The sequence below is a fragment of the Erwinia aphidicola genome, assembly GCF_024169515.1.
Lineage (GTDB): Bacteria > Pseudomonadota > Gammaproteobacteria > Enterobacterales > Enterobacteriaceae > Erwinia > Erwinia aphidicola.
Window position 1 is genome coordinate 1,802,279 of the sequence record NZ_JAMKCQ010000001.1, and the last position, 24,634, is coordinate 1,826,912.

Annotated in this window: 26 protein-coding genes; 12 read left to right on the forward strand and 14 right to left on the reverse strand. The window is 54.1% G+C overall.

Features of this window, described 5'->3' with window-relative positions; all coding sequences use genetic code 11:
- Window positions 1-239: 239 nt before the first annotated feature.
- Entirely contained in the window at window positions 240-1,904 is a 1,665-nt protein-coding gene (gene ligB / locus J2Y91_RS08325; protein ID WP_133622325.1) for an NAD-dependent DNA ligase LigB, read from the forward strand.
- Here the strand turns inward: ligB and J2Y91_RS08330 are convergent.
- The gene (locus J2Y91_RS08330) at window positions 1,901-2,518 is read right to left on the reverse strand and encodes a trimeric intracellular cation channel family protein (protein ID WP_048914212.1); all 618 of its coding nucleotides are present in this window, start codon (window positions 2,516-2,518) and stop codon (window positions 1,901-1,903) included. The two genes, ligB and J2Y91_RS08330, sit on opposite strands and share 4 nt — an antisense overlap.
- A gap of 442 nt (window positions 2,519-2,960) precedes the next feature.
- Here J2Y91_RS08330 and J2Y91_RS08335 point away from each other — a divergent pair, with 442 nt between their 5' ends.
- Window positions 2,961-3,605, forward strand: coding sequence for a response regulator (locus J2Y91_RS08335; RefSeq protein ID WP_048914217.1), 645 nt, complete (start codon window positions 2,961-2,963; stop codon window positions 3,603-3,605).
- Between the two features lie 230 nt (window positions 3,606-3,835).
- Here J2Y91_RS08335 and J2Y91_RS08340 read toward each other — a convergent pair whose 3' ends face one another.
- The 3 genes from J2Y91_RS08340 to J2Y91_RS08350 form a co-directional block, all read right to left on the reverse strand.
- Entirely contained in the window at window positions 3,836-5,200 is a 1,365-nt protein-coding gene (locus J2Y91_RS08340; RefSeq protein WP_048914218.1) for an MFS transporter, read from the reverse strand.
- Window positions 5,201-5,349: 149 nt separating this feature from the next.
- On the reverse strand, window positions 5,350-5,688 hold the full coding sequence (locus J2Y91_RS08345) for a zinc ribbon domain-containing protein YjdM (protein WP_048914219.1): 339 nt from the start codon (window positions 5,686-5,688) through the stop codon (window positions 5,350-5,352).
- 170 nt (window positions 5,689-5,858) lie between these two features.
- On the reverse strand, window positions 5,859-6,722 hold the full coding sequence (locus tag J2Y91_RS08350; RefSeq protein ID WP_048914220.1) for a YicC/YloC family endoribonuclease: 864 nt from the start codon (window positions 6,720-6,722) through the stop codon (window positions 5,859-5,861).
- 155 nt (window positions 6,723-6,877) lie between these two features.
- On the opposite strand from J2Y91_RS08350, the gene J2Y91_RS08355 reads away from it, so the two are divergent.
- On the forward strand, window positions 6,878-7,306 hold the full coding sequence (locus J2Y91_RS08355; protein ID WP_133622324.1) for a DUF3574 domain-containing protein: 429 nt from the start codon (window positions 6,878-6,880) through the stop codon (window positions 7,304-7,306).
- A gap of 51 nt (window positions 7,307-7,357) precedes the next feature.
- Here the strand turns inward: J2Y91_RS08355 and J2Y91_RS08360 are convergent, their stop codons facing one another.
- Window positions 7,358-8,542, reverse strand: coding sequence for a NupC/NupG family nucleoside CNT transporter (locus J2Y91_RS08360; RefSeq protein ID WP_133622323.1), 1,185 nt, complete (start codon window positions 8,540-8,542; stop codon window positions 7,358-7,360).
- Between the two features lie 209 nt (window positions 8,543-8,751).
- Here J2Y91_RS08360 and rph point away from each other — a divergent pair, with 209 nt between their 5' ends.
- Window positions 8,752-9,468 (forward strand): ribonuclease PH, encoded by a 717-nt coding sequence (rph, locus tag J2Y91_RS08365; protein WP_048914223.1) that lies wholly within the window; start codon window positions 8,752-8,754, stop codon window positions 9,466-9,468.
- Between the two features lie 57 nt (window positions 9,469-9,525).
- On the forward strand, window positions 9,526-10,167 hold the full coding sequence (gene pyrE, locus J2Y91_RS08370; protein WP_133622322.1) for an orotate phosphoribosyltransferase: 642 nt from the start codon (window positions 9,526-9,528) through the stop codon (window positions 10,165-10,167).
- A 58-nt stretch (window positions 10,168-10,225) separates the two neighbouring features.
- Here pyrE and slmA read toward each other — a convergent pair whose 3' ends face one another.
- The 3 genes from slmA to coaBC form a co-directional block, all read right to left on the reverse strand.
- Complete coding sequence (slmA, locus tag J2Y91_RS08375; protein ID WP_099755044.1) at window positions 10,226-10,822, reverse strand: nucleoid occlusion factor SlmA; 597 nt, start codon at window positions 10,820-10,822, stop codon at window positions 10,226-10,228.
- Window positions 10,823-10,940: 118 nt separating this feature from the next.
- Window positions 10,941-11,399, reverse strand: coding sequence for a dUTP diphosphatase (gene dut / locus J2Y91_RS08380; RefSeq protein ID WP_133622321.1), 459 nt, complete (start codon window positions 11,397-11,399; stop codon window positions 10,941-10,943).
- A complete protein-coding gene (gene coaBC, locus J2Y91_RS08385) occupies window positions 11,377-12,591 on the reverse strand; it encodes a bifunctional phosphopantothenoylcysteine decarboxylase/phosphopantothenate--cysteine ligase CoaBC (protein WP_253537878.1) in 1,215 nt (404 codons plus the stop codon). Before coaBC ends, dut begins: the two co-directional genes overlap by 23 nt.
- Before the next feature lie 191 nt (window positions 12,592-12,782).
- On the opposite strand from coaBC, the gene radC reads away from it, so the two are divergent.
- From radC to mutM, 4 genes are all read left to right on the forward strand, one after another.
- Complete coding sequence (gene radC / locus J2Y91_RS08390) at window positions 12,783-13,466, forward strand: RadC family protein (RefSeq protein ID WP_133622319.1); 684 nt, start codon at window positions 12,783-12,785, stop codon at window positions 13,464-13,466.
- A 298-nt stretch (window positions 13,467-13,764) separates the two neighbouring features.
- Complete coding sequence (gene rpmB / locus J2Y91_RS08395) at window positions 13,765-14,001, forward strand: 50S ribosomal protein L28 (RefSeq protein WP_034888493.1); 237 nt, start codon at window positions 13,765-13,767, stop codon at window positions 13,999-14,001.
- Window positions 14,002-14,018: 17 nt separating this feature from the next.
- Window positions 14,019-14,186, forward strand: a complete 168-nt coding sequence (gene rpmG / locus J2Y91_RS08400; RefSeq protein ID WP_001051798.1) for a 50S ribosomal protein L33 — start codon at window positions 14,019-14,021, stop codon at window positions 14,184-14,186.
- Between the two features lie 107 nt (window positions 14,187-14,293).
- Window positions 14,294-15,103: a bifunctional DNA-formamidopyrimidine glycosylase/DNA-(apurinic or apyrimidinic site) lyase gene (gene mutM / locus J2Y91_RS08405; RefSeq protein WP_133622318.1), complete on the forward strand. Its 810-nt coding sequence runs from the start codon at window positions 14,294-14,296 to the stop codon at window positions 15,101-15,103.
- Window positions 15,104-15,105: 2 nt separating this feature from the next.
- On the opposite strand, the gene coaD is transcribed toward mutM, so the two are convergent.
- From coaD to waaA, 3 genes are read right to left on the reverse strand one after another with little or no spacing between them, the layout of a single operon-like run.
- Complete coding sequence (coaD, locus tag J2Y91_RS08410; RefSeq protein ID WP_099754955.1) at window positions 15,106-15,582, reverse strand: pantetheine-phosphate adenylyltransferase; 477 nt, start codon at window positions 15,580-15,582, stop codon at window positions 15,106-15,108.
- Window positions 15,579-16,355, reverse strand: a complete 777-nt coding sequence (locus tag J2Y91_RS08415; protein ID WP_048914231.1) for a glycosyltransferase family 2 protein — start codon at window positions 16,353-16,355, stop codon at window positions 15,579-15,581. The genes coaD and J2Y91_RS08415 overlap by 4 nt, the downstream gene beginning before the upstream one ends.
- A complete protein-coding gene (gene waaA, locus J2Y91_RS08420) occupies window positions 16,356-17,630 on the reverse strand; it encodes a lipid IV(A) 3-deoxy-D-manno-octulosonic acid transferase (protein WP_048914232.1) in 1,275 nt (424 codons plus the stop codon).
- A 398-nt stretch (window positions 17,631-18,028) separates the two neighbouring features.
- Here waaA and J2Y91_RS08425 point away from each other — a divergent pair, with 398 nt between their 5' ends.
- Window positions 18,029-19,036 (forward strand): glycosyltransferase family 9 protein, encoded by a 1,008-nt coding sequence (locus J2Y91_RS08425; RefSeq protein ID WP_133622317.1) that lies wholly within the window; start codon window positions 18,029-18,031, stop codon window positions 19,034-19,036.
- Between the two features lie 39 nt (window positions 19,037-19,075).
- Here J2Y91_RS08425 and J2Y91_RS08430 read toward each other — a convergent pair whose 3' ends face one another.
- Genes J2Y91_RS08430 through rfaQ form a run of 3 tightly spaced genes read right to left on the reverse strand, consistent with a single transcriptional unit; the run spans window position 19,076 to window position 22,376 of the window.
- Window positions 19,076-20,185, reverse strand: coding sequence for a glycosyltransferase (locus J2Y91_RS08430; protein ID WP_133622316.1), 1,110 nt, complete (start codon window positions 20,183-20,185; stop codon window positions 19,076-19,078).
- Complete coding sequence (locus J2Y91_RS08435; RefSeq protein ID WP_133622315.1) at window positions 20,182-21,312, reverse strand: glycosyltransferase family 4 protein; 1,131 nt, start codon at window positions 21,310-21,312, stop codon at window positions 20,182-20,184. The genes J2Y91_RS08430 and J2Y91_RS08435 overlap by 4 nt, the downstream gene beginning before the upstream one ends.
- Window positions 21,309-22,376 (reverse strand): putative lipopolysaccharide heptosyltransferase III, encoded by a 1,068-nt coding sequence (gene rfaQ / locus J2Y91_RS08440; protein ID WP_133622314.1) that lies wholly within the window; start codon window positions 22,374-22,376, stop codon window positions 21,309-21,311. The genes J2Y91_RS08435 and rfaQ overlap by 4 nt, the downstream gene beginning before the upstream one ends.
- 176 nt (window positions 22,377-22,552) lie before the next feature.
- Between rfaQ and J2Y91_RS08445 the strand changes: the two genes are divergently transcribed.
- Together J2Y91_RS08445 and J2Y91_RS23050 are read left to right on the forward strand one after the other, a co-directional pair.
- Complete coding sequence (locus J2Y91_RS08445) at window positions 22,553-23,515, forward strand: polysaccharide deacetylase family protein (protein WP_133622313.1); 963 nt, start codon at window positions 22,553-22,555, stop codon at window positions 23,513-23,515.
- Window positions 23,512-24,597, forward strand: coding sequence for a glycosyltransferase family 9 protein (locus tag J2Y91_RS23050; protein WP_133622312.1), 1,086 nt, complete (start codon window positions 23,512-23,514; stop codon window positions 24,595-24,597). Before J2Y91_RS08445 ends, J2Y91_RS23050 begins: the two co-directional genes overlap by 4 nt.
- Window positions 24,598-24,634: the final 37 nt, after the last annotated feature.

Genomic DNA, 24,634 nt, shown 5'->3' on the forward strand with positions numbered 1-24,634 from the left:
AAAGCGGAGTCTACTTCCTGCACAGTATACACAGGTGCAGGGCGTGATGCAGCGTTTAGGCGATGATCCAGGGGATTTTCTGAGGAAATGGAAAGCGCTGCACGGCGTTTTGTAGCCCGATGTCGGCTGCATTGAATTGTTCCGGAGCGGCTTTCCATAATCTGACTATGCCACTCGCTAATCCCCGACCCGCACGCTTTACTGTTCAGCGGTATAAGTGGAAAGCAGGAGAGACAGGGATGCGCTACCTCATTTTAGCCATTGGGTTATACAGCGCGGTGCTGGCGGCACAGTGCCCGGTATGGTCGCCTGCGCGGGCCGATCTGGAGATGACCCGGCTGGCAGCACAGCTCACGCACTGGGATGACGCCTACTACCGTCAGGGTAAGAGTAGCGTGACCGATGAACGTTATGATGCATTGCAGGGCAAGCTACAGCAGTGGCAGCACTGCTTTCATCCCGCCAGCGATCGCCGTCAGCCTGTTTTGATGACCGATGGTAAAGTGCGCCATCCGGTTGCCCACGTCGGTGTAAAAAAACTGGCGGGCAAAGCCGAGGTGGCGCGCTGGATGGAGAACCGTCACGGCCTGTGGGTACAGCCTAAAGTCGACGGGGTGGCGGTAACCCTGGTCTATCGTCAGGGAAAACTGACCCGGATGGTTAGCCGCGGCAACGGTATGCAGGGGGAGGACTGGACGGCGAAAGCGCGCCTGATCCCCGCGATCCCACAATCTATTACGCTGAATGCCGGGCAGCAGGTATTCCAGGGCGAGCTTTACCTGAAGATGACCGATCACCAGCAGGGTCGTGACGGCGGGAAAAATGCCCGTTCGCAGGTGGCTGGAGCATTAATGGCAAAACAGCCCTCATCTTTACTGCAGCGCGTTGGGCTATTTGTCTGGGCATGGCCAGATGGCCCAGGGCTGCTGCAACAGAGGCTGGACGCTCTGGAAAGTGCGGGATTTCCTGCTATCCGCAGCTGGACGCGGCAGGTACAAGATGCTGATGAGGTTGAAGGCTGGCGCGAGCGCTGGTTCCACAGCGCGCTTCCGTTTGTGACGGACGGGGTGGTGGTACACAGCATGCCGGTGCTGGCGGGAAAAAGCTGGCTGCCCGAGCTGGGGGACTGGGCCATTGCCTGGAAATATCCGCCACCTGAAGTCACCAGCGAAGTGCGCTCAGTGGAATTCACCGTCGGGCGCAGCGGTAAAATCAGCACGGTACTCCACCTGCAACCCGTACAGCTGGATGATAAACGCGTCAGCCGGGTTAGCATCGGGCCCGTTGCGCGCTGGCGTGAGCGCGATGTGATTGCGGGGGATCAGGTCAGCCTCAGCCTGGCCGGGCAGGGGATCCCGCGCCTCAACAGTGTGGTATGGCGAGTGGCGCAGCGCGACTATCCGCAGCCCCCCGATGCCGGGCGCTTTTCTATGGTCAGCTGTTTTCACCTCAGCCCGGCGTGCCGTCAGCAGTTTCTGGCACGGCTGGAGTGGTTAAGCAGCAGCACGGCCCTGAACCTGACGGGGATGGGGCGGCAAAACTGGCAGCGGCTGATCCAGTCCGGGCACCTCACCCATCTGCTCTCCTGGCTGGCCTTGTCGCAGCAGCAGCTTGAAGACATACCCGGCATCGGTCAGCCCAAAGCGCGCTTCTTCTGGCAGCAGTTCCGGCTCAGCCGCCAGCTGCCGTTTAAACGCTGGGTGCGGGCGCTGGGCGTTCCGATCCCGGAAGGGGCGCTGCGTGCGCTACCTGATGACAGCTGGCAGCAGTTACTGTCGCATAGCGTGGAAGAGTGGCAGCAGCTGCCCGGGGTTGGTACTAAACTGGCCCATACTATTCGCGCCTTTTTGCAGCAGCGCGAAGTGCAGCAGCTCATTGAAGGTCTTAATCTGCGTGGGGATTAGTGGTCGTCATGGGGATAGTTAAATACCGGCAGACCAAGGCGGAAGCGCAGTGCACCCAGGCGCGCGATAAAGCCAGCCAGGAGGGTAATGATGATCACCGTCTCCATCGACAGGGCCGTTTTGAGCAGCAGGATATAGAGCCATCCGGAGGCAAAAGCGATACCTGCATATAACTCTTTCTGAAATACCAGCGGGATGCGGTTGCAGAACATGTCGCGCAGCACGCCGCCAAAGACGCCGGTGACCACGGCACTGATCGCGGCGATAATGCCAGCGTGGCCCATATCCAACGCCACCTGCGCTCCGATAATTGAAAACACCACTAATCCCAGTGCATCCAGCACCAGAAAGACTTTGCGCAGGTGCGGCATCAGCGGCGCCGCCAGGGTCGTCACCACCGCTGCGGCGGCGACTATCATGATGTATTCAGGATGCTTCACCCAGCCAAGCGGATAGTGGCCGAGCAGCATATCGCGCACAGAACCACCGCCTATCGCCGTCACGGAAGCAATAATAATCACGCCAAACATATCCATCTTGCGGCGGCCAGCGGCCAGCGCTCCGGTCATGGATTCTGCTGTAATACCGATGATGTAAAGGACAGTGAGTAACATAGCCAGCTCCTGAAAACAGGCGGCAAGCCTAAGGGATCGCCTGTCAAACGGCAAGATGCTTAAGGGGCTTGCTTTTATCTGAGTAAAACGTCCTGGCGCAATAGGGCTTCACTCTCATTTGCATGTACAGCGTACGCAGGATGTTAATTAGCAATAATAGGCAAGAAATATATTATTTATTCATTATTCCGTCCATTGATTTTAAACCCTGCCTGCCCTTTTCAGTACAGGGATTTTAGAGAGTGCTGCACCTAACCCATTTCACTTTATAAAATAATGCCGCTATTAAATTTCCTGAATTTTCTATTATGTTCTAAATAAATTTTATGTCACTTTCTTACAAGCTCTAACTTTAAGGAGAAAAAAGAATATTTTGTTTTCTTAGTCTGTTAATCGATCGTATATTAGCCCTGTTTGTATTTGTGAAAATCAAGGAGGGCACATGCATCACAGGCACACGGTATCCATATCTGACGATCATCCGCATATATTGCATTCGTTAAAGATGTTGTTTGCTAACGACTCTCGCTATCAGGTTACCAATGAGTCTCTGTGTGGCAAAGAGCTATTAGCTTCGCTGGCCAACAATCGAACGGATATCGTCATTACTGATTTTTCTCTGGGAAACGAAAACTCGACGCTGGATGGATTTTCCAAACTGCGTGCTCTGAGTGGCCGCTTTCCTGATGTGAAGGTGGTTTTGCTGACCTCTCTGGGAAATACTGCGATTCTGAGGAAGGCATGTGATTATGGTGTAAGATCAATAGTCAGTAAGTCAGATGATATCGAAGAGACGCTCACTGCCTGCCACCATGTGATGATGCAGAGTGGGCTCTACTTTTCATCTTCGCTGGATTATCTCAAAGCTGAACCGGGTAAAAATCACGATCGGGGTACTACCCTCACGCCTAAGGAGTTAGAAGTCGTGCGGTTATTCTCTTCAGGCTATTCGCTGGCAGAAATTGCCCGGCGGCAGAACAGAACAATCAGCACTATATCTACGCAGAAGTATAATGCTATGCGGCGGCTTGGTATTTCTTCAAATATTGAACTGATACGCTTTGCCTATGCGCAAGGTTTAATCTGAGGCCGTTTTTTTAATCGCGCTAAAATTTACTGGAAAATAACGTTAGTAAGTTGCCATTTGATACAGAATAAAATTAAAGGTTTATCAGTTTTTTCCGACATTATTCGTTGTTGGATATCGGTTATCCGCAGCGGTAAAAGAGTGCAAAACGCAGGAGATGAAATGGTTGATGAGGGGTAGCAGGTCTGCACCCCCCATCACTCTGCCTGAAAAAACCAAAATTGGCTGACTCAAAGCTTCTCAAAGGCTTTCTTCAGCCCGGTTTCTTCATCGGGATCGGCCCCCTGCTGGGTTTCGCTCTCCGTTGCTACCTCTTCAACCGGTTCGCTGTCGATCGCGGGCATAGTTTCTTCAATCATCTGTTCGTCAAAGGCCGGATTAAGAGCCGGTGACAGTGGAGAACTTACCAGGCTATCCGCCATCACGATATGCGGCACCGGTGCATCCTCGACAAACTGGGCTTCATCCTGTTTCACCGTCCTGCTCAGAGCAACAATCAACAGGCCGCACAGGGCGAAGAAGGCATACAGCGTATTGGCCCCCAGCGGCTCAATCAGTAAGCCCACCACCAGCGGACCAATGCTGGCACCCACGCCAAAGGCCATCAGCAAACAGGCGGCCAGCGACACGCGGCGCTCTGGTTCAATCAGGTCATTGGCCAGCGCGACCGCCAGCGGATAAAGGGAAAACTGCAGCATGCTGACCACAAACCCCAGCACCAGCAGCAGCGGGAAGGTGATATGTGGCAGTACTGCCAGCGGCAGCGCGGCGATGATCAGCACAACGGCATTGAGGCGCATCAGGCGGGTGCGGTTATAGCGGTCGGACAGCCAGCTGAGCGGGAACTGCGCCACCAGCCCGGCGAAAATCGCGATGGCCATAAACAGGCCGGTCTGGCTGGTGGTCAGCTGCTGCTGGCTGGCATACACCGGCGCCAGACCGTAGAACGATCCGACCACCATACCAATCGCCAGCGTGGTGAACAGCACCTTAGGAATGGCGCCGATAAAATAGCGTAATTCCATCGGAGCCGGCGACAGCTGGCGAGCATGAGTACGGGTGGTCAGTGCAATCGGCACCAGGCAGAGCGAGAAACAGAGCGCAATCAGCAGCAGCGTGCTTAGGCCAAGATCGGTCTGCAACATCAGCACGACCTGGCCGAGCGACATGCCGAGATAGGTTGCCACCATATAGCAGCCAAACACCTTGCCGCGCTGGTCGGATTCCGATTGATCGTTCAGCCAGCTCTCCAGCACCATATACTGGCACATCATGCACATGCCGATGATCAGACGCAGACCTACCCAGGCTGGGATAAACTCCGTCAGACCGTGGGCCAGTACCGCCGCGGTAATAATCCCGGCACAGGAGACATAAGTACGAATGTGCCCGACACGGGAGATAAAAAAGTGCCCAACCTTACCGCCAATCACCAGGCCGATATAGTTCGCAGCGATAATCGCCCCGATCAGGCCGCCGGAGACATGGATAGAGGTCAGTCGCAGAGAAACATAGGTGGTCAGCAGCCCGGAACCGAGCAGCATTAATAGTGTGGTGGTATACAGCGGAAAGAACACGCCTATCGTCTTATTCACTCTTCCCCCTGGGGTGTCCTGAGTCGGTCCGTTGAGCGCCGTACGCCCTTAACGCAAACTTATGATGCGTTTTGATACTAGCAGCTTCGCAGGCTTTGAGGAAACCGGGCAGGGGAAAGAGGCCAGTAGCGCGGGGCTACCGGCAGGGATCAGTTCTTTTTGACAAACTCGGACTTCAGCTTCATCTGGCCAAAGCCATCGATTTTGCAGTCGATATTGTGGTCGCCTTCCACCAGACGGATACCTTTCACTTTGGTGCCAATCTTCAGCGGCGTGGAACTGCCTTTCACCTTCAGATCTTTAATCACCGTGACGCTATCGCCGTCGGCCAGCAGGTTGCCATTGGCATCTTTCACCACCAGGCTCTCTTCCGCCGCGTCCTGCGCGCCTTCAGCCCAGACGTGGCCGCACTCCGGACAGTTCAACATGGCGCCATCCTGCCAGCTATATTCTGAGTGGCACTTTGGGCAGGGAGGTAATGTTTGCATGGGTTAGCCTCAATTAAATCCATAATAAAATAAGGGGATAGTTTACCTTGTGGCGCGCTGGGTGCCTACCGCTAAAAGGAAAAGCGCTAAACGCGGTCCCCATCTTCTGAAAAAAAAAGCCCGCCAGTTGGCGAGCTTAGTGATATTTCACCGTCAATCGTGTCGGCAAATTACTCGATATTCTGAATCTGTTCGCGCATCTGCTCAATCAGCACTTTCAGCTCAATCGCCGACGCGGTGATCTCGGCATTGATCGATTTAGACCCCAGGGTGTTCGACTCGCGGTTGAACTCCTGCATCATAAAGTCGAGGCGCCGACCTACGGCCTCCTTCTTCTTCAGGATGTTATAGGTCTCTTTCACGTGCGCTTCCAGGCGGTCCAGCTCTTCAGCCACATCAACGCGCTGGGCCAGCATCACCAGCTCCTGCTCAAGACGATTATTTTCCAGCTGTACCTGGGCCTCTTCCAGACGAGTCAGCAGGCGTTCACGCTGCCATTTCAGTACGTCAGGCATATGGGCGCGCACCTTCAGCACCTCGGCGCTGACGCCTTCCAGACGCTGCTCAATCAGCGCTTTCAGCGCCGAACCTTCGCTTTCGCGGGCGGTAATGAACTCATCGATAGCGGTGTCCAGCGCGCTGAGCAGCTGGGCAGAGATCGCATCCAGATCCTGCTCTTCAGCGGACATCACGCCCGGCCAGCGCAGAATATCAACCGGGTTGATTTCACCCTCGTCGCTCTGCATTTTCACCCAGTTAGCCGCCTGCACCAGCTGCACGGCCAGCTTCTCGTTCAGCACCAGCGAGCTTTGCGCGCTTGGATCAGCATCAAAACGCAGGTTAACTTCGATTTTGCCACGCGTCAGACGGTTGCGGATGCGTTCACGGATAACCGGCTCCAGCCCGCGGAACTGCTCCGGCAGACGGATGTAGGTTTCAAGATAGCGCTGGTTGACGGAACGCAGCTCCCAGGCTGCGCTGCCCCATTCGCCTTTGGTTTCGCGCCGGGCGTAAGCGGTCATACTGCGGATCATTTTGCGTACCGTTATAGAGATAAAAGATGCAGGGATTATAGCGGCGCAGGCGCTGCCTTAACAGGCATTCGCTCAAATGACGGTGTTTTGGCTGACGTTTTGCCGCTCACAGCTTAAGATGATGACAACTCAGACAATAAAAAGCAGGAGCACCCATGGCACCGCGTCTTATCCTCTCTTCCCTGATACTGCTGGCGCTTACCGGCTGTAGTACTCCGGCACGTCAGGCCGTCATGCCGCCCGCCGCCGCCTGCGCGCTGGGTGATGTCATGACGCAGACCACACTTTACTTTGGCCTCAACCGCCCGCAGGGTGCCGCAATCTCAGAGGCAGAATGGCAGGGTTTTGTTGACGGCGAAGTGACGCCACGCTTCAAAGACGGGCTGACGGTATTTGCGGCGCAAGGGCAGTGGCTGGGCAATGATGGCAAGCTGGCGCGCGAAAGCAGCAAAGCGCTGATGCTGATCCACAGCCCGGATAAGGCCAGTGAGCAGAGTATTGAAGCGCTGCGGGCGATCTATAAACAGCGCTTCGCGCAGGAGTCGGTAATGCGGGTGGATGCTCCGGCCTGCGTGGCATTTTAAATCCCCTTCACTCTTCACGCTGCGGGCGCGTTGGCTGCGCCCGGATAGCGCTTACAGAACCAGACCGGCGAAGGCTGCCGACAGCAGGCTGACCAGCGTCGAGCCGTAGATCAGCTTCAGGCCGAAGCGCGACACCACGTTGCCCTGCTGCTCGTTCAGCCCCTTAATGGCTCCGGCGACGATGCCGATAGAGGCAAAGTTGGCGAAGGAGACCAGGAACACCGACAGGATCCCCAGCCCGCGCGGAGACAGCTCAGCCGCAATCTTCTTCAGCTCAATCATCGCCACGAATTCGTTGGTCACCAGCTTGGTGGCCATAATGCTGGCGGCCGGCAGCGCATCCGCCGCCGGGATGCCAATCAGCCAGGCGAACGGCCAGAAGACATAGCCAAGGATCTGCTGGAAGCTGATGCCGAACAGCGTGGAGAACAGTGCATTCACCGCCGCAATCAGCGCAATAAAGCCGATCAGCATCGCCAAAATAATCATCGCCACTTTGAAACCGGCAAGAATATATTCGCCGAGCATCTCGAAGAAGCTCTGATCTTCGTGCAGCTTCTCCAGGCGGATTTCCGGCTCGTCGCCAACCGGCGTCGGGTTGATAATCGACAGAATAATGAAGGTGCTGAACATGTTGAGGATCAGCGCCGCCACCACATAGCGCGGTTCAATCATCGACATATACGCGCCAACAATCGACAGCGAAACGGTGGACATTGCCGCCGCCGCCATAGAGTAAAGGCGGCGCTGTGAAATCTCTGCCAGGATACCTTTGTAAGCGATAAAGTTTTCCGACTGGCCAAGGATTAGCGTGCTGACCGCGTTGAACGACTCCAGCTTGCCCATGCCATTGATTTTAGACAGTGCAGTGCCGACCACTTTAATCAGCACCGGCAGGATTTTCACATGCTGCAAAATACCGATCAGCGCAGAGATAAAAACAATCGGGCACAGCACGCCGAGGAAGATAAACGCCATGCCCTGCGCTGCCATGCCGCCGAAAACAAAATCGGTGCCCTGAGCCGCGTACTTCAGCAGCACTTCGAAGAAGCCGGAAAAGGCGGTGACGATGCTCAACCCGGCGGAGGCGTGCAGGAAGAACCAGGCCAGTAGCGCTTCAATGACCACCAGCTGTAGCAGCACGCGCGGGCGGATTTTACGACGATCGTTGCTGAACAGCAGCGCCAGGCAGCCAATGACCACCAGCGCTAAAATAAAATGGAAAACAGAGGTCATACAAAAGTCCGGTATGCGGGAGAAGAAAAGAGACGTATTTAGCCACATTTACGGCGTTTTTACATCCTGCCGCCGACTATCTTGCTGTTTTAGTGCTTAAATAGCGGCGTTTTGCATAACCCGCGCGGTCATTTCCAGCGCGTTAGGCATTCCCCTGCGAAATCCGTATAATGCGCGGTCAATAATGTTTAGCTAGCCGGAGAGATACTATGCGTCCATCAGGCCGTAGCGCACAGCAGGTGCGCCCTGTCACCCTGACCCGTCATTACACCAAACATGCAGAAGGCTCTGTGCTGGTTGAATTCGGTGATACCAAAGTGCTGTGTACTGCCACCATTGATGAAGGCGTGCCGCGCTTTCTGAAAGGTCAGGGCCAGGGTTGGGTCACCGCCGAATACGGCATGCTGCCACGCGCGACCCACAGCCGTAACGCGCGTGAAGCGGCTAAAGGTAAGCAGGGCGGACGTACGCTGGAGATCCAGCGTCTGATCGCCCGCTCGCTGCGTGCAGCCATTGACCTGAAAGCGCTGGGTGAATTTACCATTACCCTCGACTGCGATGTGCTGCAGGCCGATGGCGGTACCCGTACCGCATCCATCACCGGCGCCTGTGTGGCGCTGGCCGATGCCCTGAATCATCTGGTCGCCATCGGTAAGCTGAAAGCCAACCCGATGAAAGGCATGGTCGCGGCGATTTCCGTCGGTATCGTTAATGGCGAAGCGCTGTGCGACCTCGAGTACGTGGAAGACTCCGCGGCGGAAACCGATATGAACGTGGTGATGACCGAAGATGGCCGCATGATTGAGGTGCAGGGCACCGCAGAAGGCGAACCGTTCAGCCACGACGAGCTGCTCAAGCTGCTGGCGCTGGCGCGAGGCGGTATTGATACCCTGGTCGCGGCGCAGAAAGCGGCGTTATCCAACTAAATTTTTCAGGCGACTTCGCAGTCGCCTTTTTCTTGCCTGAAAATTGAGGAACACGACATGAAAGCCTGGCAGCGCCAATTTATCGAATTCGCCATCAACAAGCAGGTGCTGAAGTTTGGTGAGTTCACGCTGAAATCAGGGCGCAAAAGCCCTTATTTCTTTAACGCAGGCCTGTTCAATACCGGGCGCGATCTTGCCCTGCTGGGCCGTTTCTACGCTCAGGCGCTGGTCGATTCCGGTATTGATTTCGACCTGGTGTTTGGCCCGGCCTACAAAGGTATTCCGATTGCTACCACCACCGTGGTGGCGCTGGCCGATCACCACGACCGCGATGTCCCTTACTGCTTTAACCGTAAGGAAGCCAAAGATCACGGCGAAGGCGGCACGCTGGTGGGTAGCCCGCTGCAGGGAAAAATTATGCTGGTGGATGACGTGATCACCGCGGGAACGGCCATCCGTGAGTCGATGGAGATCATCGCGGCAAACAGTGCCACGCTGGCAGGCGTACTGATCTCGTTAGACCGCCAGGAACGCGGGCGCGGGGCGATTTCTGCGATTCAGGAAGTAGAGCGCGATTACGGCTGCAAGGTGATTTCAATTATTACGCTGAAAGAGCTGATTGCCTATCTGGAAGAGAAGCCGGAACTGGCCGACCACCTGGTGGCGGTGCGCGAGTACCGCAGCGAGTTTGGTATTTAAGTGTTTCTGTAGGGGCCGATCTTCTTTTTCGATCGGCCCTTATGATCAACCCACAATGTCACACCAGCTGAGCGGCCAGTAGCGGCCAGCGCACGTCGAAGTCAACGGTCGGACGATAACGGAACTCTGAACGCACAAAGCGCGACAGCAGCCCTTCGCAGAACGCCAGCAGCTGGCTGGCCAGCAGTGCTTCATCGGTGGCAAAACCTTCACCCTCACGAATTTTCTTTTCGCGCATCACCAGGCGCAGCTGCACCTCGATACGTTCAAACAGCTGATTAATCCGCCCCTGCAAACGATCCTGTTCGAACATCAGCGCATGACCGGTCAGAATGCGCGTTAAACCTGGATTACGCTCACCAAAGCCCAAGATTAACTGGGTAATCAGACGCAGACGCGGCAGCGTCTCTTTCTCGTCTTTTAGTATCAGATTGATGCGCGTAATCAGGCTGTCTTCAATAAATTCGATCAGGCTGTCAAACATCTTGGTTTTGCTGGGAAAATGCCGGTAAAGGGCCGCTTCAGATACCCCAACATTCGCCGCCAGCTTGGCGGTCGTGATGCGCTGGCTGCCATCGCTGGATTCCAGCATCTGCGCCAGTGCCTGCAGGATTTCTTCGCGACGATTCCTTTTCGCACTCTTTTTTTCTGCCATGCCTTAAAAGACCCCTGAGAACATCACCATAAACGGGCAAATGCCCACGCAACGTCCGTGAGCAAAGGCTCACGGAAGAAAAAAATCAGCTTATCGTTCGTTACGGAGCGTTGGAGAGCTACTGGCGGCCGGAATGACCGAAACCACCTTCGCCACGCACGCTGGCGTCGAAGTCGTTCACCAGATTGAACTCTGCCTGTACTACCGGCACGAACACCATCTGAGCGATACGCTCGCCAGGCTCGATAGTAAAGGAGTCCTGCCCACGGTTCCAGACGGAAACCATCAGCTGTCCCTGATAATCAGAATCAATCAGGCCAACCAGGTTGCCCAGAACCACGCCGTGTTTGTGGCCAAGGCCTGAGCGCGGCAGGATCACCGCAGCCAGTTCAGGGTCCGCGATATGAATAGCCAGGCCGGTAGGTACCAGCGTGGTCGCGCCAGGGGTCAGCACGAATGCTTCCTCCAGGCAGGCACGCAGATCCAGCCCGGCGGAACCGGAGGTGGCATAGGTAGGTAACGGGAAATCGCTCCCTACGCGCGCATCCAGGATTTTAACGTCGATTTTTTTCATCATAACGGCTGACAATCTCGTCTAGTAACAGTTGGCCAAGGAGTGACTTATCGCTGAGCGGTAAGACTTTTTCTCCCTCCTGCCAAAAAAGGTGAAGAGCATTGGTATCGCTTTTGAAACCCTGCCCGGCTTTGGCAACATCGTTGGCGCAGATCATGTCCAGATTCTTGCGCACGCGTTTTTGTTGCGCGTATTCTTCCACATTCTGGGTTTCAGCGGCAAATCCTACGACAAAGGGGCGGTGTTGCTGCATCGCCGCCACGCCGGCGACAATATCAGGGTTTTTCACCATCTTCAGGGTAATTTCGTCACCCTGTTTTTTAATTTTTTCCTCAGCAATCGCCACCGCGCGGTAGTCGCCCACGGCGGCACAGCCAATAAAGATTTGCTGGCTTGCTACCTTGCCCATCACCGCCTGCTGCATCTCCAGCGCGCTGACCACATCAACCCGCGTGACGCCCGCCGGTGTCTGCAGCTCTACCGGCCCGGCAACCAGCGTGACGCGGGCACCGCGTTTTGCTGCCGCAGCGGCAATGGCAAAGCCCATTTTGCCCGAGCTGTGATTACTGATAAAACGCACCGGGTCGAGCGCTTCCCGCGTCGGGCCGGCGGTGATCATAAGGTTGAGATGTTGCAAATCGTTGACGGGGGCCGCCCAGTTCACCGCATAGTCAACAATCGCCAGCGGGTCGAGCATACGCCCCGGCCCGATATCACCACAGGCCTGGCTGCCGCTGTCCGGCCCCCAGATCATCACCCCACGCTGGGCCAGCAGCTGCAAATTGTGCTGGGTAGGCAGGGCGCGGTACATCTGCTGATTCATCGCCGGTACCACGGCCAGCGGTGCCGCAGAGGCCAGGCAAATGGTGGTCACCAGGTCGTTGGCCATCCCTGCCGCCACGCGGGCAATCAGGTCAGCGGTGGCGGGTGCCAGAATCACCAGCTCGGCCCACTTGCCCAACTCGATATGGCCCATTGCCGCTTCTGCCGCCGGGTCGAGCAGATCGTCAGAGACCGGATAACCGGAAACGGCCTGCAGGCTGAGCGGAGTAATAAACGCTTTTGCTGCGTCGGTCATGACTACGCGCACTTCCGCGCCACGGTCGCGCAGGCGGCGCACCAGCTCGGGGGCTTTATACGCGGCAATACCCCCGCTGACGCCCAGAACAATACGTTTCCCGGTTAATCCCATCATTTTCTGTCGCCTTCTGTTAAGCCTGCTGGCGGTATTCGCGCCACAAGAGAAACATTTTACCACACTCCGTCTGGCTGACTATTTCGCACCTCGCCACCTTTGCGAGCCGTCTCGTAAAGTCAGCACATCACCATAGAAAACTACTGTATATAATGCCATGCTTTCTGCACTTCAGGAAGAGGGAGCAAGCGATGAGCAAAACTAACGGGTGGCAGGAGCCGGGAATGCCTCCGCGCGAAAAACTGGAAAACTTTGGGGTGGCGACGCTCAGTGACAGCGAACTGTTAGCGATTTTTCTGCGCATCGGTACCCGGGATATGTCTGTTATGGCGCTGGCACAGCGGCTGCTGGTGGAGTTCGGTTCTCTCTATCAGCTGATGAATGCGCCCGCGAAAAAATTGCAGGCCGTCCATGGCATCGGATTAGCGAAATATTCCCAGCTCAAGGCGATAGCGGAGCTGGCAAAGCGCTGCCATGCCTGCCGGGAATCGGTGGAAAACCGTGTGGTTGATAGTTCTACCGAGGTGCTGGATTTCTTACGCAGTTCGCTTGGGGATAAAGAAAGGGAGATTTTTCAGGTGATCTTTCTGGATAATCAGCACCGGGTGATTTACACCAGCGAAATGTTCAGCGGCACCCTGAACAGCGTGGAGGTTCACCCGCGGGAAATTGTGCGTGAAGCGTTGAAACGCAATGCAGGCGCAGTGATTCTGGCACATAATCACCCGTCCGGCGTGGCTGAGCCCAGCCGGGCCGACCGCAATATTACGCAGCAAATAGTGAGTGCCTGCACTCTTATGCACATTCGGGTGCTCGACCACTTTGTGCTCGGCCGGGAGGAGTACGTCTCATTTGCCGAACGCGGATGGCTGTGAGCGCCAGCCTGTAATTTAGCCTTTTTTTGCTTTACCTGAGGTTTTACAGCAGCTAAAGCGAACAAATCCCGTGCAGATAAGACAATTGTACGCGATCCAGAGGGATCTTTATCTGTACGGGGCTTGAGCACTCGCGCCACAGGGCGTATACTACGCCACCTTTGAGAATCTCGGGTTTGGCGTTTTGGGCCTGCTCAGCGGGTTCACATAGAACTCGCCTGGATGGGCTATAAGCCTGACGAGGCGGCTAAAACCTTATTTTTAAAGCTCGAGCTGATTTGATTTTTGGAGAATAGACATGTCACGAGTCTGCCAAGTAACTGGCAAGCGTCCGGTGACGGGTAACAACCGTTCCCACGCAATGAACGCGACGAAACGCCGTTTCCTGCCGAACCTGCACTCTCACCGTTTTTGGGTTGAGAGCGAAAAGCGCTTCGTTACACTGCGCGTAACTGCCAAAGGCATGCGCGTAATTGATAAAAAGGGTATTGAGACGGTTCTGGCCGATCTGCGTACCCGTGGTGAGAAGTACTAAGGTAAAGGAACTGAATCATGGCTAAAGGTATTCGCGAGAAGATCAAGCTGGTTTCTTCTGCTGGGACAGGTCACTTCTATACCACCACGAAGAACAAGCGTACTAAGCCGGAAAAACTGGAACTGAAGAAATTCGATCCGGTTGTCCGCCAGCACGTGATCTATAAAGAAGCTAAGATTAAGTAATTAATCTCAGTGGATAAAAACCCGGCTTCGGCCGGGTTTTTTTGTTTCTGCGGGTCTGTAATACTGTGCGGCATCGCAGGTGACCAAACAGCAACGGAGGCGAGAATATGCCAGAGTTACCCGAGGTTGAAACCAGCCGACGCGGGATCGAACCGCACCTGGTTGGCGCCACTATTCTGCATGCGGTGGTGCGAAATTCACGCCTGCGCTGGCCGGTGTCACAGGAGATCCACGCGCTAAGCGACCAGCCGGTGCTCAGCGTTCAGCGCCGGGCGAAATATCTGCTGCTGGAGCTGCCGACGGGCTGGATCATCATCCACCTGGGTATGTCGGGCAGCCTGCGCGTGCTGCCGGAGGAGCTACCTGCGGCGAAGCATGACCACGTCGACCTGGTGATGAGCAATGGCAAAGTGCTGCGTTATACCGACCCGCGTCGCTTTGGCGCCTGGCTGTGGAGCCCGGATCTGACGGCCAGCTCGGTACTCTCCCATCTCGGGCCAGAACCGTTGAGCGATGACTTTTCCGCGCAGTATCTGTTTGAAAAATCACGCGGTAAACGCACGGCGGTAAAACCCTGGCTGATGGACAACAAAATAGTGGTGGGGGTGGGCAACATCTACGCCAGCGAATCGCTGTTTGTCGCCGGGATCCTGCCCGATCGTCCGGCAATGGAACTGAGCGAAGCCGATACCGCGCTGCTGGTCCGCACCATCAAGGCGGTGCTGCTGCGTTCGATTGAGCAGGGCGGCACCACGCTGCGCGACTTTTTACAAAGCGACGGCAAGCCGGGCTATTTTGCTCAGGAGCTGCAGGTTTATGGTCGGGCAGGGGAGCCGTGCAGAGCGTGCGGTACGCCGATTGAAATCAGCAAGCACGGGCAGCGCAGCACCTTCTTCTGCCGCCGCTGCCAGAAGTAATCTCAGAGTTTGGCTTTCAGCGCCTGATATACCGGCGCTGGCAGGAACGCCTGCACTTCACCACCGTGGCGCGCCACCTCTTTCATCAGGGACGATGAGATAAACGAGTACTGTTCGGAAGGCATCAGGAAAACGCTTTCCAGCGTCGGCAGCAGGTGGCGGTTCATATGCGCCAGCTGCAGCTCGTATTCGAAGTCGGAGACGGCGCGCAGGCCGCGCACCAGTACATTAGCCTGCTGCGCTTTAGCAAAGTTCGCCATCAGGTCGCTAAACCCCACCACTGCCACATTTGGCAGATGCGCGACCACCTCGGTCGCCAGCGCCACGCGTTCCTCAAGGGAAAACAGCGGTTTTTTGCTCGGACTGGCGGCAACGGCCAGCACGATGCTGTCAAACATCAGGGCCGCGCGGGACACGATATCAAGGTGGCCGTTAGTCATCGGATCAAAGGTGCCGGGGTAGATGGCTTTGGTGCTCATAGTCTGCCCTTCCTGGATGCGTGATTCAGAGCCCAGAGGGCCGCGTATTTGTTAAAAGTATACTGTGCGTTGACCACCGCCAACAGCCATCCCTGCTTACCGTCAAGAAAACCTGCGCGCAGCACAAGCGTTTTGAAAAATGCCCCGAAGGTATGGCCGAAAATGGCGGCAATCCCACAGCGCTTACCCTGCTGGTGACGCTGTTTAGCCCAGGCTTCCGCGTAGGCAAACTGCTTCCACTGGAAGGCAGAAAAATCCCGGCAGGTCAGATGCAGCAGGTCGCCCTTGAGCGGCGTGGCGCGCTTGCCGGATGTTTCCAGCGACTCATGCACCTGGTTGTCGTTGTAACGGTAGTGGCGTGGATAGAGGCGGGTGACGCGGTCGGGGTACCAGCCGCTGTGGCGCATAAAGCGCCCGAGGAACAGGTTGCGCCGGGCGATGCTGTAGACGCTGTCTGAAGCGGGCTGCTGCAGCACTTGTTCGATGGCGTGCTGCAGTTCAGGCGTGACGCGCTCATCGCTGTCGAGGGTTAAAATCATCGGATGGCTGGCGTAGCTCTGTGCCAGCTGGCGCTGTTTGCCGTAGCCGTGCCACTCGCTGGAGTGATAAACCCGCGCGCCGTGCCGTTCGGCAATGGCCGCGGTGGCGTCGCTGCTGCCGGAGTCGAGTACGATGATTTCATCCGCCCAGCTGACGGACTCAAGACATTCAGGCAGCAGCTCGGCCGCGTTTTTGGCTATCATCACTACCGACAGTTTCTGACGTACGCTCATTTAATGATTCCGCTGTGGCAGATGAGGTTCCAGTAAATGTAGCAGGCGCTGCAGAGCACCCTGGTTCTGATGCAGCACATCAACGGCATGACGGCCGTAGTAGAGGCGGTAGTCCTCATCGGTCAGCAGATTGCCAATCTCTTTATCCAGCGACTCCGCATCCGTAACGGTGATCAGACCATCTGCCTGCTGCAGGCGGGCGCAGATATCTTTAAAATTAAAGGTATGTGGCCCCATCAGTACCGGAATAGCGTGGGCGGCAGGCTCCAGTGGATTGTGGCCACCGCGCTCGACCAGGCTGCCGCCAACAAAGGCGAGATCGGCAATGCCGTACAGCAGCATCAGCTCGCCCATGGTATCGCCAATCACCACCTCAGTGCTGCCGGACGGGATCTCACCGCTGCTGCGCAGGATATAGCTGAAGCCATTTTTTTGCGTCAGCGCGCGCGCCGTCTCGAAACGTTCCGGGTGGCGCGGCACCAGGATCAGCAGCAGATTAGGGAATCGCGCCAGTAATTTGCGGTGCGCGTCCAGAATAATACTCTCTTCCCCTTCATGGGTACTGGTGGCAATCCACACCGGGCGGCGTGGCGCCCACTGGCGGCGCAGGGTGATCGCGCGGGCAGCCAGCTCTGGCGTCACGGAAATATCAAATTTCAGGCTGCCGGTGACCGCCAGATGAGAGCGCTTCAGACCAAGGCTGATAAAGCGCTCCCCGTCTTCGGCATTCTGCGCGGCGATAAGCGTAATACGTTGCAGCAATCGCTTCATAAATTTGCCGATTTTCTGGTAACCCCTGGCGGAGCGTTCTGACAGCCGGGCGTTGGCAATCACCAGCGGGATTTTGCGCTCGTGCAGCTGAGTGATCATGTTCGGCCAGAGCTCGGTTTCCATGATGATCACCAGGCGTGGGCGCACGGTATCGAAGAAGCGGTTCATCGCCCCGGGCAGGTCGTAAGGCAGATAGACGTGATGCACATCTTTGCCGAAGGCAGAGCTGGCACGTTCAGACCCGGTGGGGGTCATGGTGGTGACCACGATAGGCAGATCGGGGTAGCGATGGCGCAGCGCCCGCACCAGCGGAATGGCGGCCAGCGTTTCGCCCACCGAAACTGAATGCAACAGAATACCGTCAGGCTTTACTTTGCCTGCGCAAAAGCCATAGCGTTCCGCCCAGCGTTTGCGATAGGCGGGGGCTTTCCGGCCGCGGAGCCAGAGACGAAGCCAGATTAACGGCTGAATGAGATACAGCAGAGCGGTATAAATGGTAATCATCACATTGCTTTTCAGGTGAACAGAGACTTACGCCCGGAGGTAGCCAAAAAATGAGAAATAATACGGCATGTTAGCAGATAAGTTGGGCGGGCTCACACTACTTCATAAGGGTGAACCTGCGGCCGGAGCACTGGAGTTATCCCCTCATTGGAGAAAATAACAATCCATACAAATTTGAATGGGTTAAAAACGGCTAAGGATTATCTGGATTTTTTTTGACTTTCCGTGTGCAATTCCAGTCCGAGGGGTGTCAAATAGCTAAAGCACCACCCGTTGCCGCTGGCGGGAAGGAGGCAATATTCAATGGATGGGGGTACTCAGGGGATGGTAACGCGCTAATCGCGCCTTAAATTGATTATGTACATCTGGCGCACCTGTGCGCTGCAGGTTAATGAGTAATGAAGAATATTTTAGTGATACGCCGGGACAATATCGGCGATTTGGTTTGTACAACACCGCTGATCGAAGGGATAAAAACGGCTTATCCTGAGGCTAACGTCTATCTGCTGATCAACACTGTTAGTCAGGACGTGGTGAAAAATAATCCGCATATTACCCGCACCTTCATTTACCGCAAGGCGAAGCACGCTGCGGGGAGATCCGCCAAGCTGGGGGTCTATTTTGAACGCCTGAAAATGTTTATGCAGCTGCGCCGCATTCATTTTGACGCCACCATTCTTGCGAATCCCGTTCCTTGTAAATACAGCCTGCGTCTGGCGAAAATGGCCGGTGCAAAGCATATTATTGGCGCCGATACCGGTGACAAAAGCATCACTGTGCCTTACCGCCGTGCGGATTTTCGCGGTGAGCATCAGGTTGAGCAGACCTTCAGCTATCTGTCAGCGATCACTGACCAACAGATTGCCATTCCGCCCGTGCGCATTTGGCTCACCGAGCAGGAGCGCCAGCATGCCCGGCAACGTATTGAACAGCTTCAGCCAGGGCAACCGATTGGGCTGGCTGTGCACATCAGCAGCCGCAGTCCGAAACGGCGTTGGCCGCTGGAGCGCTATGTCGCCATTATTCAGCAGTATCTGCAGGAAAACAGCGGAAGTGTACTGATCTTCTGGTCGCCGCAGGGCACGCTGGCGCCGGATGATGTTGGCGATCGGCACCGCGCCGAGCAGGTACTGGCGGCATGTCATAGCCCGCGTGTTTCACTCTATCCTACCGCTTCCGTGCGTGAGCTGGTTGCAGCGTACGAGCAGTGTGCGCAGGTGTTATGCAGTGATGGTGGGCAGATGCATCTGGCCGCAGCGATGCATAAAAAGCAGGTGGTGTTCTTTGGTGATACCAATAAAAATGAGTGGCACCCGTGGTCAGGTGGTTACGATATTCTGCAAACAGTGTCTGGTGACTGCATTGATGTTCAAGTCAATGAAGTTTGGGAAAAAATACGCGCGTAATTATACATGCCCCGACCTGATGGCTGGGGCGCTTACACTTCAGTACTGAGCTTTTTGCAAAGCTAGATATTTATCCAGAATAATGTCATAGCTAAAACGCTGATACATCTCCTCCACAATCATCGGGGGGGAATGCCAGGCTTTCTGCATTTTCTCTGCTAACGATTCGCTGGTTAATTCCGCCAGAAACGGCCGTAACTCTCCACTCATAATCTCTGCAGCTCCACCTGGACAGTTCGTACTGATTACCGGTGTATGGCACATCAACGCTTCAATCAACACCGAAGGTAGCCCTTCGCTGTCTGAACTGAGCGCAACCATTCTCGCCCCTTTGATAATCGGCAAGGGGTTTTGGGTAAAACCCGCAAGAATAACTTTGTCCTGCAGCTCCAGGCTGGAGATTTTATCCTTAATCTGCTGCGCGACAGATTCTTCGCCCTGACCGACCAGAATTAATTTACCGGGAAGATCGGCGAGAGCAAATGCTTCCAGCAAGCGATCATGGCGCTTCACCTGATGAAAGCGCCCGACATGCGCAATATAGCTTTCTGCCGCATAGGGGTTTTCCCCAGCGGCGCGCTGTATGATTTCGCTGATATTAAACGGGTTGTAGATAGTTTGGATGGTTTTGGGCTTGATACCCACTTTCTGTAAGAGGTCTTTGCCCACAGCATCGGAGACGGTGATCATCTGCTGATTTTTATAAACTTTTTTCAGCTTTAGCTTTTTAAACCACAGGCTGAATCCCCTTTTATTGCCAAGATATGAGCGCGAAAACATGCCGTGCACGCAGAACCACAAATTGCATGAGCGCAGTAATTTTGAGCGCACAACAATCCTGTCTGTTTTATGCAAACTGCTGATAACCAGAGATGGAAGACCATACTTGTCAAAGAGCCCAGGCAACAAGCGATCCAGCGAAGCAGAACGCCTCGCTAATTCAGATAGCTTGCGGAAAGCGCCTTTCCCGTTGTCATGATCTACAAAGTAGTTGATGCAGTCAGGTATCTCGTAGTCGCGACGTTTATCCAGGGCAAGCAAGGTCACAACACATCCGCGCTCGGCGAGTCCCTTTGCCAGCGTCAGAGTAACATTTTCTGCCCCTCCGCCCGGAAGTCCATCGATGATAAACAGGATATGGCTTTTCATTTTGCTAAAACTCGCTGATAAAGATCGATCAGTTGCGCCGACAGACTGGCTGGGCTGTACGGTAAAATTTTTGCCCGTGCAGCTTCTGCCATTGTCGAGCCCAGCGTCTGATGAGGCAATTGCTCAATCGCTGAGGTGAGTGCGGCAACATCCAGTGCATCCGTAACGAAACCATTCACACCCTGAGTAATAAATTCGGCACCACCACAGTTTTTACTGGCGATTACCGGAAGGCCGCAGGCCATCGCTTCGAGGATCACGTTAGGGAAGGGATCGTACAGGGTGGGTAACAGCAAGCCGTCTGCCGCCTGATAAAAAGGCAGAGTCTCTTTCTGAATCCCCATAAAATGGATGCGATCGCTGCAGCCCGATGAAACCGCTAACGCCCGGTATTTTTTTTCATCTTTATCCTGGCCAATAACCATCAGATGGTTGTTGGTTGGGGCCACTGCCTTAATAGCAGCTGCCAACCCTTTCCTTTCAAAACCAGAACCAACAAAAATCAGGCAGCGTACCTGCTGTGGTAGCTGCAGCTTTTGGCGAAGTTGCTGTCTGACTTCTTCATTTGCAGGAAGAAACTTTTGGCTATCAATCGCGTTATAAATGACGGTAATTTTTTCCGGAGTAACGTCAAATCTTTCAATGATTTCCTGTTTAATCATCGCGGCATTGCAAATCACTGCTTTAAGCTCAGGCGCGGCATACATGGCCGCCTCCGCCTGCATGACGTAACGATGATAGGGATTGCCAAATAATAAAGGTTGACGCCATTTCGGCAAAAGGCGTGCACGCTGTTGTAGCCAGTTGTGATGAACGCCATCGCCGGCGCGATAAATATCACAGCCGGCGATACGCTCATGGCTTTGCACCAAGTCAAAGTTCTCGCGTTGCCACAGGGCTCTGGCAGCTGAGGCAAAACCGCGTTCGCGGCTGATGCGCCCAAACTTAAGTGGGTTACAGCGGTGAATATGCCAGTCGGGATGATTTTCCCCCTGCCACTCGCGGGTGATGACATTGAGTTCAAGGTTTTGCTGCTCAAGGGCTGAGAGTGCCCGCGAAATAAAGCGTTCCGCTCCACCGTCCGGGCGATATTTTTGGCGTACAAGCGCCAGGCGAAAAGGCTTCATACCAGCCACTCCTTTGTGGCAGCGATGACGGCGTCGACAGGGATGATATCGAGATAGCGTTGGTTGGTTTTCGTATCCACCTCATCGGGGTCAGGAAGAGGGCCATAGTCGCCAGCCCAAATTGTGGTGCCCCGGCCCTGCCAAGGGTGCCAGAATGTCAGTTTGCTTGGGCCAAATAGGGCTACAAATGGGGTATCTAATGCCGCTGCCATGTGCATAGGAACGGAATCCACCCCAATGAACAACCTCGCATGATCAATGAGTGCAGCAAGCTGACGCAAACTGAGCTGTCCGGACAGGGAAACGATGCGTTCAGCAGGACAGTTGGCCAAAATTTTGGTCACCATCTCCTGCTCGCGTTTGTCAGGGCCTGAAGTGATCACCAGCGTGTGGCCCTTTACTTGTAGCGCAGTGATGGCTGCCGCCATTTTCTCTTCCGTCCAGCATTTGAAAAACCAGCGAGAAGTCGGTTGTACCAGAATATAGGGTTGATTAACTTGATGCTGGTGGAGGAGTTCTTCGGCTCGTTGCCAGTCTACAGCATCATAGCCCATGGTGACCTGAGTAACATGGGTAGCCAGTTTGAGTGGCTCAAGCAATGACAGATTCTGTTCAACGGTGTGCAGTTTATGATGGTGGGTAACCGGGATCAGCTGGGTATGGCACTTACGCCAGAATGCTCCGCGCCGTTTAGGAAAATCGAAACCTAATCTTATCGGTGCTCCTGTCCAGCGCGCTGCAATGGCACTTCGCCACTGATCGGCAAGATTGAGCACCACATCATACTTTTTGCCACGAAGCTGCTGCAGCAACCGCCATTCATAGCCCAGATGCGCTTTTGCACCCTGTTTCTTCCACTGCCTGTCTATAGTAATCAATTCGCCTATCGCAGGATTAGCCGACAGCATTTCCCGTGTTTCATGATAAAGCAGGACATCAATTTCTGCCTGTGGCCAGCACTGTTTCAAACTATTGATCACCGGGGTCAGCAGTAGCATATCGCCGTGATGACGGAGTTTGATAACCAGAATGCGTTGTGGAGTGGAAGTCGAGTCTGAATTCATTATCTGTGGCTTTCCGATGAACAAGTCTGGGATTCTAATGGACCTGAGGCAGCGTGGCTAGCCTTGGCAGATTTTCAGACTCTCACCAGCAGTTAAACATTGTCTGCAAAGTCGTTTGCGCGGGCGTAACGCCCTGCGTAACATATGCAGTAAGGCTTATTTCAGGTTCAACACTCATGTCTAAACCGGCGTTTATCATTACCATTGACACCGAGGGCGATAATTTGTGGCAAAATCACGATCGCATCTCGACAAAAAATACGCACTATCTCCCTCGCTTTCAGGCTTTGTGTGAAAAATATGCCTTTAAGCCGGTTTATTTAACCAACTATGAGATGGCAATTGACCCGGATTATGTCGCTTTTGCCCGTGATGTGATTTCCCGTGATACAGGTGAAATTGGCATGCATCTTCATGCGTGGAATAGTCCTCCGCTAGAACCACTGACGGATGATGACTGGCGGCATAAACCCTACCTGATTGAGTATCCTGCCGAACAAATTCGCAGCAAAGTCGAGTTCATGACCCATCTGCTGGAAGAGACTTTCCAAACCAAGATGCTGAGTCATCGTGCCGGGCGTTGGGCGTTTAATGAATATTATGCTGCCTTACTGATAGAGTTTGGTTATGTGGTTGATTGCTCAGTGACGCCAAAGGTCAACTGGCAATACTCGCCAGGCAATCCTAAAGGCAACGGTGGAACAAACTATACGGATTTCCCCGAGCAGGCCTATTTCATTGATGAGAGAAACATTGCACAAAAAGGGGATTCGCCGCTGTTAGAAGTCCCCATGACGATCCAGTACAAGCACTCTGGCGTAATGAATGCTTTTAAGCAGGGATACGATCGTCTGCGAGGTAAACGGCGTTCACCCTCTGTTCACTGGCTACGTCCATCCGGTGGCAATGTCGAAATGATGAAGCGCGTAGCGCAAAAATCGCTGGATGAAGGTCATGACTACGTTGAATTCATGCTGCACTCCTCGGAGTTCATGCCAGGAGGCAGCCCAACATTCTCGACTGAGCAGCATATTGAGACGCTGTATCAGGACCTGGAGCAGCTTTTTAGCTGGCTTTCAAAAAGGACGGTGGGGAAAACCCTGGCAGAGTATTATCGAGATAAGGTTGCCAAAAAGTGAGAGAGTCTAAAAAAGTTAAAATTGCGCTGTGTAACCTTGTTATGAAACTCTTTTGCCGGCGATCCAAGGTTACGACCGAGAAGCGTCAGCTTTTGGCAACCCAGCAGTTTACCAGCATCCTTGTATATTCTACTACGGCGCTTGGAGACTATATGTTTAACTCTCCAGGAATACATGCAATTCGTTTGCGTTATCCGCAAGCAAAAATTACATTGGTTGCTCATCCTAAATATGCCAATTTGCTGACCCGCCGTGACGATTATGATGATGTGTTGTTTTGGAATAATAAAGTCAGTGATATGTTTAAGTTGGTAGAAGAGGCAAAGCGCATTAGACCCCAACTCGCAGTGCTTTTACATTCACACATGCCCTATGACATCCTCAGCGCTGGTCTTGCCGGGTGCCAGTATATCGTGCGCGATAATTATGCTAAACCTATTGGGAAAATGGCATCCTGGCTGGTTTACGGTTTGGACTATTTTGATGAGCATGTAATTGCCAGGAAAATGAAGCTTGTTTCTGTTCTCGGGTGCTCAACCGATAATGTTGATATGGTGTTACCTTGTGAGTTTCAGCGCCTCGAAAAAAATGCGAGTGTACGGCGGATAGGCTTCCAGTTGGGGGCCTCCTCAAAAGTACGCTGTTGGCCCCCAGAATACTTTGCAATATTAGCAGAAAAGTTAATTGATAAGCATGGTGATATAGAAATCGTCCTTATTGGTTCTGAAATAGAAACTCATTTAGCTACTGATTTTTTGAAGCAACTTGATCCTGTTTTTGCTAAAAAAGTTATCAATTATGTTGGAAAAACGACCTTACCGCAGCTATTGGGAGTGATTGATTCAATGGATTTGCTGATAACCGGTGATACAGGTCCTTTTCATCTTGCTATAGCGCTACATGTATCAACATTAAGCCTGTTTGTTACTGAAGACCCCCGGCGCAGTGGTCCATATCAAGATCCAAAATTGCATAAGCAGATCTATTTGCCTGTAACGGATCCCCGCGTTACTAATTTACAAGAACCTTTAAGAGCTATCTCACCAGAATATGTCTATGAGCGATTAGAACATATGATCTAACGCAATATCACGGGGCGGGGAGATTTTCATCACTCGC